The sequence below is a fragment of the Hoeflea sp. genome (assembly GCF_984452065.1).
Genome location: NZ_CFHWAF010000127.1, coordinates 1 through 13,014, shown reverse-complemented (window position 1 = coordinate 13,014; position 13,014 = coordinate 1). Strand labels below are relative to the sequence as shown.

13 protein-coding genes are annotated in these 13,014 nt (G+C 57.5%); 7 read left to right on the top strand and 6 right to left on the bottom strand.

What is annotated here, in order from left to right; translation table 11 throughout:
- The first annotated feature begins 151 nt into the window (after nt 1–151).
- From AC5E6N_RS19300 to AC5E6N_RS19275, 6 genes are all read left to right on the top strand, one after another.
- On the top strand, nt 152–901 hold the full coding sequence (locus AC5E6N_RS19300; protein WP_491749342.1) for an SDR family oxidoreductase: 750 nt from the start codon (nt 152–154) through the stop codon (nt 899–901).
- Between the two features lie 16 nt (nt 902–917).
- The gene (locus AC5E6N_RS19295; protein WP_491749341.1) at nt 918–1,763 is read left to right on the top strand and encodes a fumarylacetoacetate hydrolase family protein; all 846 of its coding nucleotides are present in this window, start codon (nt 918–920) and stop codon (nt 1,761–1,763) included.
- The gene (locus AC5E6N_RS19290) at nt 1,760–3,049 is read left to right on the top strand and encodes an L-fuconate dehydratase (protein ID WP_491749340.1); all 1,290 of its coding nucleotides are present in this window, start codon (nt 1,760–1,762) and stop codon (nt 3,047–3,049) included. The genes AC5E6N_RS19295 and AC5E6N_RS19290 overlap by 4 nt, the downstream gene beginning before the upstream one ends.
- 62 nt (nt 3,050–3,111) lie before the next feature.
- Nucleotides 3,112–4,086 (top strand): sialic acid TRAP transporter substrate-binding protein SiaP, encoded by a 975-nt coding sequence (locus AC5E6N_RS19285; RefSeq protein ID WP_491749339.1) that lies wholly within the window; start codon nt 3,112–3,114, stop codon nt 4,084–4,086.
- A 61-nt stretch (nt 4,087–4,147) separates the two neighbouring features.
- Nucleotides 4,148–4,684 (top strand): TRAP transporter small permease, encoded by a 537-nt coding sequence (locus AC5E6N_RS19280; protein ID WP_491690214.1) that lies wholly within the window; start codon nt 4,148–4,150, stop codon nt 4,682–4,684.
- Nucleotides 4,675–5,958 carry a TRAP transporter large permease gene (locus AC5E6N_RS19275; RefSeq protein WP_491749338.1) on the top strand — a complete coding sequence of 428 codons (1,284 nt, stop codon included), beginning with the start codon at nt 4,675–4,677 and terminating at the stop codon, nt 5,956–5,958. The genes AC5E6N_RS19280 and AC5E6N_RS19275 overlap by 10 nt, the downstream gene beginning before the upstream one ends.
- Nucleotides 5,959–6,079: 121 nt before the next feature.
- On the opposite strand, the gene AC5E6N_RS19270 is transcribed toward AC5E6N_RS19275, so the two are convergent.
- Both AC5E6N_RS19270 and AC5E6N_RS19265 read right to left on the bottom strand, forming a co-directional pair.
- The gene (locus AC5E6N_RS19270; RefSeq protein ID WP_491749343.1) at nt 6,080–6,559 is read right to left on the bottom strand and encodes a tyrosine-type recombinase/integrase; all 480 of its coding nucleotides are present in this window, start codon (nt 6,557–6,559) and stop codon (nt 6,080–6,082) included.
- A gap of 50 nt (nt 6,560–6,609) precedes the next feature.
- Complete coding sequence (locus AC5E6N_RS19265) at nt 6,610–7,497, bottom strand: LysR substrate-binding domain-containing protein (RefSeq protein WP_491749337.1); 888 nt, start codon at nt 7,495–7,497, stop codon at nt 6,610–6,612.
- A gap of 107 nt (nt 7,498–7,604) precedes the next feature.
- Between AC5E6N_RS19265 and AC5E6N_RS19260 the strand changes: the two genes are divergently transcribed.
- Nucleotides 7,605–8,519, top strand: a complete 915-nt coding sequence (locus AC5E6N_RS19260; RefSeq protein WP_491749336.1) for a DMT family transporter — start codon at nt 7,605–7,607, stop codon at nt 8,517–8,519.
- Here the strand turns inward: AC5E6N_RS19260 and AC5E6N_RS19255 are convergent.
- From AC5E6N_RS19255 to AC5E6N_RS19240, 4 genes are all read right to left on the bottom strand, one after another.
- Complete coding sequence (locus AC5E6N_RS19255; RefSeq protein WP_491749335.1) at nt 8,513–8,896, bottom strand: ectoine synthase; 384 nt, start codon at nt 8,894–8,896, stop codon at nt 8,513–8,515. The genes AC5E6N_RS19260 and AC5E6N_RS19255 overlap by 7 nt on opposite strands.
- A gap of 2 nt (nt 8,897–8,898) precedes the next feature.
- Nucleotides 8,899–11,139 carry a TRAP transporter permease gene (locus tag AC5E6N_RS19250; RefSeq protein WP_491749334.1) on the bottom strand — a complete coding sequence of 747 codons (2,241 nt, stop codon included), beginning with the start codon at nt 11,137–11,139 and terminating at the stop codon, nt 8,899–8,901.
- A 104-nt stretch (nt 11,140–11,243) separates the two neighbouring features.
- Nucleotides 11,244–12,227, bottom strand: a complete 984-nt coding sequence (locus AC5E6N_RS19245) for a TAXI family TRAP transporter solute-binding subunit (protein ID WP_491690440.1) — start codon at nt 12,225–12,227, stop codon at nt 11,244–11,246.
- A 210-nt stretch (nt 12,228–12,437) separates the two neighbouring features.
- The coding region (locus AC5E6N_RS19240; protein ID WP_491749333.1) for a sigma 54-interacting transcriptional regulator at nt 12,438–13,014 on the bottom strand (577 nt) is incomplete at its 5' end.

Genomic DNA, 13,014 nt, shown 5'->3' with positions numbered 1-13,014 from the left:
CGTTGAGGAGGATCGGGTTGCAGCTGGTTTGAGGAGGCCCATTGATACGGCTATCTGGAACCCTGCCAGCCCAGCCTCAGTTGTGGGTGGCGAGAGCTTTTGAAGCGACCCGGTCCCTCTCGCAAATCCTCTCATTTGGAGCGAGGACATTGTGAAACGCACAGGCGACCGCTTGGCCGGAAAAAGAACTTTGATAACCGCTGCCGGACAAGGGATCGGGCGCGCTTGTGTTGAAGGCTATCTGGCCGAGGGCGCAGACATCGTCGCATGCGACATCAACGATGCGAAACTGGCTGAGTTGGCAGACCTGGACAGGGTCACGGCTCTCAAATTGGATGTGACCGACGCAAATGCGGTGGCCGAAACCGTCTCAAAAGTCGGACAGCTGGACGTACTGTTTAACTGCGCCGGCTTTGTGGGTGCGGGTTCGATACTGGAATGTGACGACGAACAGTGGGATTTCAGTTTCGACCTGAACGTCAAGGCCATGTACCGGCTGGCCAAACTGGTTCTGCCAGGCATGTTGGAATGCGGTGGTGGGTCGATCATCAACATGTCTTCGGTCGCATCCTCTATGAAAGGCGTGCCGAATCGCTTCGCGTATTGCGCGTCAAAGGCGGCTGTGATCGGCCTGACCAAATCCGTTGCCGCTGATTTTGTCACCAAGGGTATCCGCTGTAATGCGATCTGTCCCGGCACAGTCGATAGTCCCAGCCTTCATGACCGCCTGCGTGCCAGCGGCAACTATGAACAAGCTTTGAAAGAATTCATTGCCCGTCAGCCCATGGGCCGCATCGGCGATGCCGAGGAGATTGCCGCGTTGGCCGTTTATCTGGCCAGCGACGAGGCGAAATTTACCACAGGTCAGACCTTTGCCATCGATGGCGGCTGGACCGTTTGATTAGGGGAATTTTGACATGAAGCTGCTGCGTTACGGTTCGGCTGGGCAAGAAAAACCTGGCCTGCTGGATGAAAATGGCGCGATCCGTGATCTGTCTGGCAATGTGGGTGACATTGCGGGAGAGGCTCTGTCGGATGCCAATCTCGATATGATCCGCACACTGGATGTCGATGACCTTCCCGTGGTTGAGGGGTCGCCGCGCATTGGGGCTTGTGTTGGCCAGGTTGGCAAGTTCATCTGCATTGGCCTGAACTATGCCGATCACGCTGCTGAAAGCGGAATGGAGCTTCCAGAGGAGCCGGTGATCTTTTTCAAGGCCACCTCTGCGATCTGCGGTCCTGACGACACGGTGGAAATTCCCCGCGGCTCGGTTAAGGCCGACTGGGAGGTCGAACTCGGTGTCGTGATCGGCAAGCACGCCAAATATGTCGATGTTGAAAACGCGCTGGACCATGTAGCGGGATATTGCGTGGTGAATGACCTTTCGGAGCGTGATTTCCAGCTCCATCGGGCGGGCCAATGGGCCAAAGGCAAATCGGCCGACACCTTCGGTCCCATCGGCCCATGGCTGGTGACGCGGGATGAGGTGCCGGATCCGCAGAATTTGTCAATGTACCTTGAGGTCAACGGCCATCGTTATCAGGACGGCTCGACCAGAACCATGCATTTCGATGTGGCCATGGTGATTTCACATCTTTCGCAATTCATGTCGCTGCAACCGGGGGACGTGATCTCGACCGGGACGCCTCCGGGTGTGGGTATGGGGCAAAACCCGCAGACCTATATGAAGCCCGGCGACCACATGGAGTTGAGCATCGAGGGGTTGGGTGTCCAGCATCAGAAAGTGGTCGCAAGCGCATGACCCGCATCACCGGTCTTCGGACGTGTGACCTGCGGTTCCCGACGTCGGACAGCCTGGATGGGTCGGACGCGATGAACCCCGATCCGGACTACTCCGCCGCCCATGTGGTGTTGGAAACCAATGGGGCGCATGAAGGCCACGGCCTGACCTTCACCATCGGGCGTGGCAATGAAATCTGCGTTACGGCGATCAAGGCGCTTGGCGCGTTGGTTACCGGGTTGGAACTCAGATGGATCACCGAAGACATGGGGCGGTTCTGGCGTCACATTACCGGTGACAGCCAGTTGCGCTGGATCGGTCCGGACAAAGGCGCAATCCATTTGGCGACTGGCGCAGTCGTGAATGCCGTGTGGGATTTGTGGGCGAAAGAAGCCGGAAAACCCGTCTGGCGACTGGTCGGCGACATGAGCCCCGAAGAGATTGTGCGCCTTGTTGACTTCCGGTATCTGACCGATGCGATCACGCCGGATGAAGCGCTTGCCATGCTGCGCGCGGCGGAACCTGGCAAACAGGAGCGGATCAAAAAACTGAAAGCTGAAGGTTACCCGTGCTACACGACTTCGGCTGGCTGGTTGGGGTATTCCGACGAGAAACTTCGTCGTTTGTGCCGTGAGGCAAAAGAGGCTGGTTTTACCCATACCAAGTTCAAAGTGGGCCGAAATCTGGAGGACGACGTTCGCCGTTTGACCATCGCTCGTGAGGTTCTGGGTGAGGACATGAACATCATGATCGACGCCAATCAGGTGTGGGAGGTCGATGAGGCTATCGATTGGGTCAAAGCGCTGTCCTTTGCCCGTCCGTTTTTTATCGAAGAGCCCACCAGTCCAGATGACGTGCTCGGTCACAAAGTCATTCGGGAGGGCGTGGCGCCGGTCAAAGTCGCGACTGGTGAAATGTGTCAGAACCGAATTGTATTCAAGCAGTTCATCAAAGAAGGTGCAATCGACATTGTTCAGATTGACGGTTGCCGGATGGGAGGACTGAACGAGGTGCTGGCCGTCATGTTGATGGCGGCGAAGTACGATCTACCGGTCTGGCCCCATGCCGGGGGCGTCGGCCTGTGCGAATATGTTCAACACATGTCGATGATCGATTACATCGCCATCTCGGGCGAGAAAGACAACAAACGCATTGAGTATGTGGACCATCTGCATGAGCACTTCGTAGCGCCCTGCATTGTGAAAAACGGTGCTTACATGGCCCCGGATCAGCCCGGTTTTTCGATCGAAATAAAACCCGACACGCTCAGGGATTTCCAGTTCTTGCCCGAATTGGCAGCGAACTGATCAGTGCCGTTTTTGCCAATCTGAAAATTGACGGACGGAAAACTTAACTAGGAGGAGAAAAAATGAAGAACTTCAACAAGTCACTGGTGGGTGCAGTATGTTTGCTTGCTATTAGCGCAACCACGGGTCTAGCACAGGATGTCCTGCGGTTTGGGCATGTATACGAGGCATCGACCCCGTACCATGCAGCGGCTGAAAGAGCTGCGGAACTGCTGAAGGAAAAAACCGATGGCCGCTACACGATGGAGGTTTTCCCGGCCTCTCAACTTGGCAAGGAAGCTGCGCTGAACGAAGCGCTGTCACTGGGAACGGTCGATGCGATCTACACCGGTGTTGCATTTCTGGGGCAGTCCTACGGCCCGATCAGTATCTCGGACTATCCGTTCACCATGCGCTCTTATGAGCACTGGAAAGCCTATGTGAATTCGGACCTGTTTTCCGAGATGGCCGAGGAATACAAGAAGATCTCCGGCAATACGATTGCGACCATGACCTATTATGGTGCGCGTCACGTGACCTCCAACAAGCCGATCCTTTCGCCAGCCGATATGGAAGGCCTGAAAATCCGCACGCCTAACGCTCCTGCCTATCAGATGTTCCCGAAAGCCACCGGTGCGAACCCCACACCCATGGCGTTTGCCGAAGTGTATCTGGCGCTGCAGCAGGGAGTGGTGGATGCCCAGGAAAATCCGCTGCCAACCATCCAGTTCAAGAAGTTCTATGAGGTGCAGACGAACATCAACCTGACGGGTCACATCACCAATTCGCTGGCCGTTGTGGTCTCACCGGTGACCTTGGCCAAGATGGGCGACGATGCTCCAGCGCTTCTGGATGCGCTGGCCGAAGCGGCTTCGGCCACTTCTGATGAAATCGTCCAGTCTGAAGCCGAACTGGCAGATTGGTTCCGTGAACAGGGCGTGGCCGTCAACGAAGTGGACCGTGCGCCCTTTATGGAAGCTGTTGCGCCTCTTCTGGCCGGCGACTCTGTGCCTTGGGATACCGATACGTTCGAGCGCCTGCAGGCGATTCAGGAATAATCCGTGAAGTCCGGACCCGGCCATATGCCGGGTCCGGACTTCACGCACGAGGTATGCCCTGATGTCCCAAACCCCGCCCGAAATCGACTTTGACGCCCTCGCCGCCGAAGACGACGCCCATTTTCAGAATTATCGCATCACCTTGGCAGATTGGGGCCTGCTTGCTTTGTTTGGCCTGCTGTTCGGCGTGGTCTTCCTGCAGTTTTTCACACGTTATGTTCTCAACGATTCCATTGCGTGGACGGAAGAAGCGGCACGGTATCTGCTGATTGTGCTGGGCTTTGCCGGAGCCATTCGGTGTCAGGCTGTTGGCAGCCATATCGTGTTGGAATTCGTCGATAAATACTATGGACCCAAGCTTGGACTGGTGCATCTCTTTGCTCTGGTCGTTACGTTCGTTCTGTTTGCCGTGATCGTATGGTCGGCGTCTGAGTTGATCCAACGGACCTCGTTTCAACAAATGGTGTCGCTGCCCTTCCCCAAATACTATCTGTACACCGCCGTAATGGTGCTGGCAGTTGGAAATCTGGGGGTTGTAGCCGTTCAGATTCTCACACGCCTTAAGCAGCTGATTCGCGAGGGCGACAAATGGGACTGATCATTCTCTTTGTATCCCTGTTCGGCCTGATGTTGATGCGGGTGCCAATCGCGTTTGCGCTTGCGCTTTCTTCGTTTGCGTACATCCTGTATTCCGGCCTGCCGCCGGTGCTGTTGATGCACAACATGGTCAACGGCATGGACAGCTTCCCATTGTTGGCCATCCCGTTCTTTATCTTGGCTGGCGCGCTGATGAACTCAGCTGGGATCACTGCTCGGATCTTTGGCTTTGCGCGCGCTATTGTCGGTTGGATGCACGGTGGGTTAGGGCACGTTAATATCGGGGCCAGTATCATCTTTGCGGGCATGTCAGGGGCCGCAGTCGCCGATGCAGGAGGGCTGGGAGCCATCGAGATCAAAGCCATGCGAGAGGCAGGCTATGATGACGATTTCAGTGTTGGCGTTACCGCGGCGTCCTCAACCATAGGGCCGATCATCCCGCCTTCACTGCCGCTTGTAATCTTTGGCGTGATGGCGTCGGTTTCCATCGGCCAACTCTTTCTGGCTGGCATTGTGCCGGGCCTGCTGATGGCTTTGGCGCTGTCAGCCATGGTGTGGTGGAGGTCGCGCAAGCGCAGTTATCCGCGTGACGCCAGCTTTAGCCCCACGACTATCGTCTCGCGTTTCAAATCAGCAATCCTCCCGTTGCTGACGCCCGTCATTATCGTAGGTGGTATTGTTTCCGGAGCATTCACGCCGACCGAAGCCGCCATTGGCGCAGCGGCCTATGCGTTGATCCTCGGTACGTTGGTGTATCGCACGCTGACAATTCGCAAGCTGGCGGTCATTTCGCTGGAAACCATCGAGACAACGGCAGCGATCATGATGATCGTGGGTGCGGCGGCGGTTTTCGCCTGGATTCTGACGACAAATCAGGTGGCGTCGCAGTTCGCGGAATTTGTTCTGTCCTTTACCGAGAGCAAAGTGGTCGTGCTGCTGCTGATCATGGCTGTGGTTTTGATCGTAGGCCTGTTCATGGAGACCATCGCCGCGATCTCGATCCTTGTTCCGGTATTGATGCCCGTGGCCACTCAATTTGGAATCGACCCGGTCCACTTGGGTATCATCGTCATCTTGAACCTGATGCTGGGTCTGCTGACGCCACCAGTGGGTATGGTGCTTTTCGTGCTGTCCCGTGTTTCAAAAGTGCCGTTTGAACAATGCGTGCGCGCGACGCTGCCATTTTTGGTGCCGCTGTTGGGGATCTTGCTGCTTTTGACCTTCGTGCCATCGTTGGTGCTGTGGCTGCCTGACCTGGTTTACGGCTCCAGTTGATTTTTTGCCGACATTAGAGCCTCGGGCGATGATATTGAACCATTTGACCGCGGCGATTTTGGTCACTGACAAGGCGGGTTGCGCGCCGTGGTGCCAGCCCACCACAAGCGTGAGCCAACATCTAATCCCACATCCGTGTTGCAATTTGCTGTTCCTCCTGGCCGATCGCATCGGCATAGATCGCGGTCGTTTTCACATCGGCATGGCCAAGCCATTTCTGCAGCAGGTTCAAGGGCGCGTTCTTCAGGATCGCATTGACGCCGAACCCGTGCCGCAGTCCTTTCGGCGTCCTGTGCGGCGCGTCGGGGATCCCGGCTTCGATCATGACGGCCTTGGCGATCTGCCACCTTTGCCTGGTCATCGGCCATATCGGCACTGTTGCCCGTTTCTTCGTCCTCTGCGCCTCGCGGATGCCAAAGGCGATGTTGAGCGTGTCCAGATACTCGGCCGGAACGGGAACGGCCCTGTAGACGATCTTCGGAGCCCCGCTGCTGTCGGGCCGCTTCTTCAGGCTTCGGATGGTGACGGTGCCGGCGGAAAGATCGATCCAGGCCGGCGGGATCTCGATCAGCGCGACCAGGCGGCAACCGGTGTAGTACAGAGGCTCTCACACGGTAAGGTCATTGCCGATAACGGTCTCAGGCGCAGACTTTACGATTTGTTGGACAGCTCAATCTCGTTTCTTAGCCATTTGTGGAACGCTTTGGCATCGCGGCACGCCATACGATCTTTATTACCAACAAGATAGAAAGCTTCTTCCGGGGCTTCATCTATGCCGATCACAGCTAAACTGCCTGCGTGGACATGGTCAACGATGTAAAGCTCTCGAACGCTGCCAATCCCTTGCCCGGCCAAGACGGCTTCGATAACGTTCGCATCGTCCTCAAGGGCTGCACCCCAAGAAATCTCCTTGGAAGACAGCCCAAGGCGGTCCATCCAACAATGCCATTCAAAATCATGATTGCCGCGTATGAGCGGGAAAGAGCGCAAAAGGTCCTTTGCGTCTTGTTTCTTGTGATCGCAAAGTAGCGATCGGCAGATGATCAAGCTCAAACGTGGCTTCAGAACCCGATGGGCAGCAAGGTCCGGGTAGTTCCCCTTGCCGTACCGTATGGCAATATCGGCTGTGACGCCGCCTTTTGTCAGATTGGCCAATCTGATATTCGTTTGAACAGTGACTTCAATGTTGGGATACCGGTCGTGAAACCGGCCAAGACGCGGTATCAGCCAAAGATTTGCAAAGCTCGCGATCGTCTGGATTCTCAGTCTTTGTTTGGCAGTCGAAAGAACCAGGTTCGTCTCGATGGTTTCAACCGCACCAGCGACACGCTCAAGCAACGCTCCACCAGCGGGCAAGAGCTCGATGCCCTGGGGCGTGCGCGCGAACAGGGTTTCTCCAAGGTGGGCCTCTAAGGCTGCCACACGTTGGGTGACTGCGCCCCGTGTAATGTTCAGTTTTTCCGATGCTATCCGGAAGCTGTTGCTCTGCGCGGCATACACAAATGCGCGAAGTGCTTCAAAGGGTAGCTTGGAAACCATGGAGCCTCTTTAGCACAGCTAAACACCTCTTTGTTTTACCTCGTTAGCTCAATCGGTTCAAATCCACTAGCTCCATGGAATCTAGATGCATGGAGAGGATGGGACTTTTGACCGAGATCAACACGCACACTCGTAGCTTCCCAATGTGGATATATGTGGTTCTGGTTGCCGTTTTTGCAGTGTGGGGTGCGCAGCAAGTCGCGATCAAAGTCGGCAATGAAGAATTAGCCCCCATCTACCAGGCATCGCTGCGATCGATCATCGCTGCCAGCCTCATGACAGCGTGGTTCATCTATCAGGGAACCCCGCCCTGGAAGATGGGCGTCAGTTTATGGCAGGCCTCGGCTCTCGGTGCTCTATTCACGCTGGACTTCGCTTTGCTGTTTGTTGGTTTGGACATCACAACAGCATCGCGAGGGACGATCCTTTATTACACGGCACCGATCATGATCGCGGCCGGAACAGCTCTAATACTCCCGGCCGAACGGATCGGACGCCTTGGTCTCCTTGGGCTATGTCTTGCTTTTGCCGGTGTGGCCCTGGTGCTGTGGCGGGGTGGAAGCGTCGGGAACGGGAACATTTCCGGCGATTTGTTTGCGCTTGGTGCAGCTGCTGCCTGGGCGGCAACGATCCTTCTGATAAAGACGACCAGCTTGATTAACGTTCCCGCGAGCGCGGCTCTGTACTTCCAGCTACTCGGTTCGGCATTTCTTCTCCCGGTGCTTTCATTTGGCTCGGGTGAGAAATGGACCGTCCCACGCCATCTTGAAACTCTCACCGCACTGGCATTCCAATCGGTATTAGTTGCCTTCGCAAGTTATCTGATATTCTTCTGGGTTCTAAAGCAGCACTCGGCCTCAAAGCTATCAGCGTATTCCTTTCTGGCACCGATTTTTGGTGTGGTCTTCAGTTGGGCGCTCTTGGGAGACGCAATAACCCCCGCGTTTTTGGCCGGGGCTGTTCTTGTGATTACCGGCCTTGTCCTGGTTGCCAAGGATGAAGGCAAAGACATGTCTCAATAAGTTGAAGCTCCTGCCTTTGCGAGATTGTGGCTTTCATGGCCCTGCAAGGCTGGCGTGAAGACACTGACCAACCGGATATCTTTGACCGCAATTATTCTGTGCTTGTCATTTTTATCCAGTGCGTACATCACGCCTTCCCGCAGCGGGTGTTCCTCGCCGGTCGCCATATCCTTAATGATCCCTTCGCCTTCAACGCAAAAGCACTCGTGCCGACTGGCATGCGTCCAGCAATGCGCCACACGGATCGGATCGCCGCCCTTGCGGGACGGACGCGTCGGGCGATTGTAGCCCTGGTCGCCATCGAGTTGCAGGGCCCCGTCGAAGCCATGGAGGAATGTCTCTGCGTTCCATTCTGTCAGGGCATGGCTGGCGGTCACTGTCAGTCAGCTCCCGTCACCCGGATTTGCGTATTGGGGTCAGGCGTAAAGGTCTTCTGCACCAGGAATGCCAAGGCCACGATCCCGAGGCCGATGATATCGGTGATCCAGCCGCCCTCTATCATAAACAGAGCCGAGACGATCAGTGCGAGGCGAATGAACCACGCCGAACGCGTGCTGACGAACCAGCCCTGAACGCCGCTGGATAGAAGGAAAACGCCGACGATCGCCGTGATTCCCGCGCGCCCGACTTCAAGCCAGGTGCCGTCCATCAGAATGGCGCCATTGTAGAAAAACATGAATGGCACGATGAAGGCGGCAATGCCGACTTTGAACGACGTCACCGACGTCTCCATGGGATTGGCGCCCGATATGCCGGCGGCGGCATAGCTGGCGAGCGCAACCGGCGGTGTGATGGCGGACAGGACAGCAAAGTAGAAGACGAAGAAATGGGCCGTGAGTGCAGGAATGCCCAGTTGCACGAGGCCCGGGGCCACGACGGAGGCCGCGACCGCGTAGGCCGCTGTCGTCGGCATGCCCATGCCGAGCAGAATGGCGATCACCATGGCGAAAAACAGTGCGAGGAGTTGCGAGCTCTCGGCGATGCCCAGCAACAGCGCCGAGAACCGTGCGCCAACGCCGGTCAAACTGATGACGCCGACGATAATACCCGCACAGGCACAGACTGTGATGATTTGAATCGCCATGGTGCCGGCGATTTCAAAAGCCTTGATGACCGACCGGAGCCCCATCCGATAGGGCGTCAGCCAGCTGACGACGGCAGCCGCAACGGTGGCGAGCGTGCCGGCGCGGATCACCGAATAGCCCACGAACAGGGCGTAGATCAGAATGATGATCGGGATGAACAGAAACACCCGTCGCACCATCTGGTTCAGCTTGGGCAGCTCATCATCGCGCATGCCGCGCATGCCGAGTTTGGCGGCCTCGAAATCCACCATGAAGTAGACGGAGACGAAGTAGAGGACCGCCGGGATGATCGCGGCGATGGCGATCTCCTGGTAGGGGATGCCGGTGATTTCGGCCATGATGAAGGCGCCGGCACCCATGATCGGGGGCATGATCTGTCCACCGGTCGAGGCCGCGGCCTCGATCGCGCCGGCTGTCTTCTTGTGGTAGCCGACCTTCTTCATCAGCGGAATCGTGAGGGAGCCGGTCGCAACAACGTTCCCGGCCGAGGTTCCGTTGATCATGCCCATCAGGCCTGAAGCGAATATCGCGACCTTGGCGGGCCCTCCGCGCGCCCGGCCCGCCGCTGCGAATGCGAAATTGACGAAGTAGTCTCCGACTTTCGATGCCTGCAGGAATGCCGCGAAGATGATGAAGAGTATGATGTAGGTCGAGGAAACCGCCGTCGTCGGCCCGAGAATGCCGGCGTCGGTGTAGACCTGGCTGAAGAACCGCGCCCAGCCGATCTGCGGCGAGTTCAGGAAACCGGGCAAGAGGTGGCCGGTGAACACATAGGTCAGGAAGATGCCCGCGATAATGACCAGGGCAAGTCCCGCGACACGCCGCGTCAGTTCCATGATCAACGCGGTACCGGCGAGGGCTGCGAGTGAAATGCCGATCGGCGCAAAGGGTGTGCCGGTCGAATTTCGCATCAATGTCCCATATATCGTGATCAGATAGATCGCCACAGCGACGGCGCAAACGCCAAGCACAAAGTCCGGGGATGCAAAACCTGATCGCTCCCGCCGGTGGATCCAGCCCAATATGATCCCGCCGAATGTTGCGACAAGCAGCGGAAGACCGAACCAGTAGATTTCAGGGTTCTGGAACTCGGGCGCAATGCCGTTCCAAACCTCACCGTTCGCGATCCGCCAGGAAAAGCTGATGGCCGCCCCGACGGCGACGAATGCCGGGATGAGGAGAACGGCAGCCGCGAAGCCAATTGCAGGCGTCTCTTCAGATTTGCTGGCCGGGAAGCGCAGGCTGGCACTGAAAAGCAGAAAGCCCAGGAAGAGAGCCCCGGCAATGTGCACGATCCGAAAGTTCCAGGTCTCAAGCGGAAACCGTGGAAGGAACGGGATCACGATGCCGGTCATTTCCGAGATCGACACGCCATTGAGCGCCGCCATGTGGAAGGCCGCATAGAGTGCCGCGAAACCGGCAATGAACGTATACCGCCATCCTTGAAAAAGCCGCCGGTTGGCTTCTACGGGCTCCTCGTCGATACCGTCGGCGACCATGCGGTCTTCTTCGGTTGCTTTGGAAACATCGGTCATGTTCTCTCCCCCCAGGCGAGCTGCCTGCCCGCCAAATGCCCTTACTCGGTGCACGCGATCAGTGTCGGGTGCCGGAGGGCCGGAGCCCTCCGGTGATTGTCTGACTAATCGCCGTGGACCATGTCAGCCGGAATGTCGGCGCCGGCATTCTCCCGGAACCATTTTGCCGCGCCCGGATGCCACTTGAGAACGCTGTTCTTGTCCCAGTGTTCGGGCAGCGTCGACCGCGCCGCCTTGTGGATGTTCACCATCCGCGCGTTGTCGGACATGACGACATCGACGACCGCCTCGACCAGACTTTCCGGCAGACCGCAATTCGCAATGGCGAAGTTCCACATGCTGACCGATCGGGCGCCGGATGTCAGGGTGGTGTATGTTTCGGCAGCAATCTCGAACTGGCTGACAGGAAAGGATTCGATGACCTGTGCTTGCTCTGCTTCGGTAAACTCGATGATGTTCACATCCGTCTGCACTTCAAGCTGGCTGACGGCAGGAACCGGCACGCCCGCTGCAAATGCAATGACGTCGATAAGCCCGTCTTGCAGCTGGCCGCCAAGGTCGGTCCAGCCACCATTTCGGCGCTCAAAGTCGACACCGAGTTCTTCCATTATGCGAGGGAAGTAAGTGTCCGACGTGGAGCCCGCAGGGCCAAATCCGATCTTGGATCCTGGCGGAATCTCGGCAATCGTGGTTATGCCGGACGAGTTGAGTGCGGTTATCGAGAATGGCGTCTGGTACATCGGGAACATTGCGCAGGCACCGGTCATCTGAAGACCAGGCGCAATCGGGTTGGTGCCGGCAATCGACTCGGCGGCCGGCCCCATCGTGGTCATGCCAAACTGTGCATCGCCGGTGTGGACCAGTGCCATGTTCTGCATTGGGCCGCCGGTCACTTCGCCACCGCCTGACAGGCCGAGTTCCTCGGCGACGAGGTTGGCCCAGCCCGATCCATAGGCAAAGTATGTGCCGCCCTGGCTCGCCGTGCCGACGGTGAAGCTTTCAGGCCAACCGGTACGGTCGATCGGCTCATCGGCCCAGGCGGTGCCAGCCGACATCGCGACCACAGCGGTCATTGTGATGAATCGCATATAAAAATCCTCCCAAAAGAGCCGACACAAGCGCCGGCGAGACAGTCGAAGCGCGATACTCATCGCGCCAACACGTGCTATTGTGCGGAATGCCTGCCAGTCTGATCAACCTTGAATTGCCCGAATTTTCATCAAACTTCGAAGTTTCTGCATCACCTGTGCGGTGTCCCGCACAGAACCGGTCCCGGGGTGTGCGGAGATCCGCCCAGATCAGCCGAACTTGCCGTCCCCGTCAGTGAAGTCGTCGCGGGAGAGCCCGTAGCGCTGCATCTTTTCGTACAAAGCGCGGCGCGACAGGCCGAGCGCTTCGTGCGCCGCCGTCACGTTTCCGCCGTGAGCGGTCAATGCGGATGCTATGAGGCTCTTCTCGTACTGTCCGACCTTCTTGGCCAGCGATTGGTCGACGGTGTTCGCGGCATCGGACAGATTGGGGTCGAGTCCGAGCGCGAAGCGATCCGCTGCGTTTCGCAGTTCGCGGACATTTCCCGGCCACTCGCGCGACGCCACCAGATCGAGCACGGCGCCGGGCACATCCGGTGCGGGGCGTTTGTAGCGTGTCGCGGCCTCATGTACCAGCTGAATGAAAAGGCGCGGGATGTCCTCAGGACGCGCACGAAGGTCGGGAACGCGAACGGTGACGACGTTCAGCCGGTACAAGAGATCCGCGCGAAAACCTCCAGACTGCGCCGCTGCTTCGAGATCCTGCTTGGAGGCCGCGACGAACCGCACGTCGAGGTCAATCGGGTCGTTCGAACCCAGGCGCGTTATCTGCCGGTTCTGAATGGCG

Bases quoted from the DNA above. Each gene is read 5' to 3' on its own strand.
- AC5E6N_RS19295 (WP_491749341.1), top strand. From the start codon at position 918: ATGAAGCTGCTGCGTTACGGTTCGGCTGGGCAAGAAAAACCTGGCCTG.
- AC5E6N_RS19290 (WP_491749340.1), top strand. From the start codon at position 1,760: ATGACCCGCATCACCGGTCTTCGGACGTGTGACCTGCGGTTCCCGACG.
- AC5E6N_RS19285 (WP_491749339.1), top strand. From the start codon at position 3,112: ATGAAGAACTTCAACAAGTCACTGGTGGGTGCAGTATGTTTGCTTGCT.
- AC5E6N_RS19280 (WP_491690214.1), top strand. From the start codon at position 4,148: ATGTCCCAAACCCCGCCCGAAATCGACTTTGACGCCCTCGCCGCCGAA.
- AC5E6N_RS19275 (WP_491749338.1), top strand. From the start codon at position 4,675: ATGGGACTGATCATTCTCTTTGTATCCCTGTTCGGCCTGATGTTGATG.
- AC5E6N_RS19265 (WP_491749337.1), bottom strand. From the start codon at position 7,497: ATGGTTTCCAAGCTACCCTTTGAAGCACTTCGCGCATTTGTGTATGCC.
- AC5E6N_RS19250 (WP_491749334.1), bottom strand. From the start codon at position 11,139: ATGACCGATGTTTCCAAAGCAACCGAAGAAGACCGCATGGTCGCCGAC.
- AC5E6N_RS19245 (WP_491690440.1), bottom strand. From the start codon at position 12,227: ATGCGATTCATCACAATGACCGCTGTGGTCGCGATGTCGGCTGGCACC.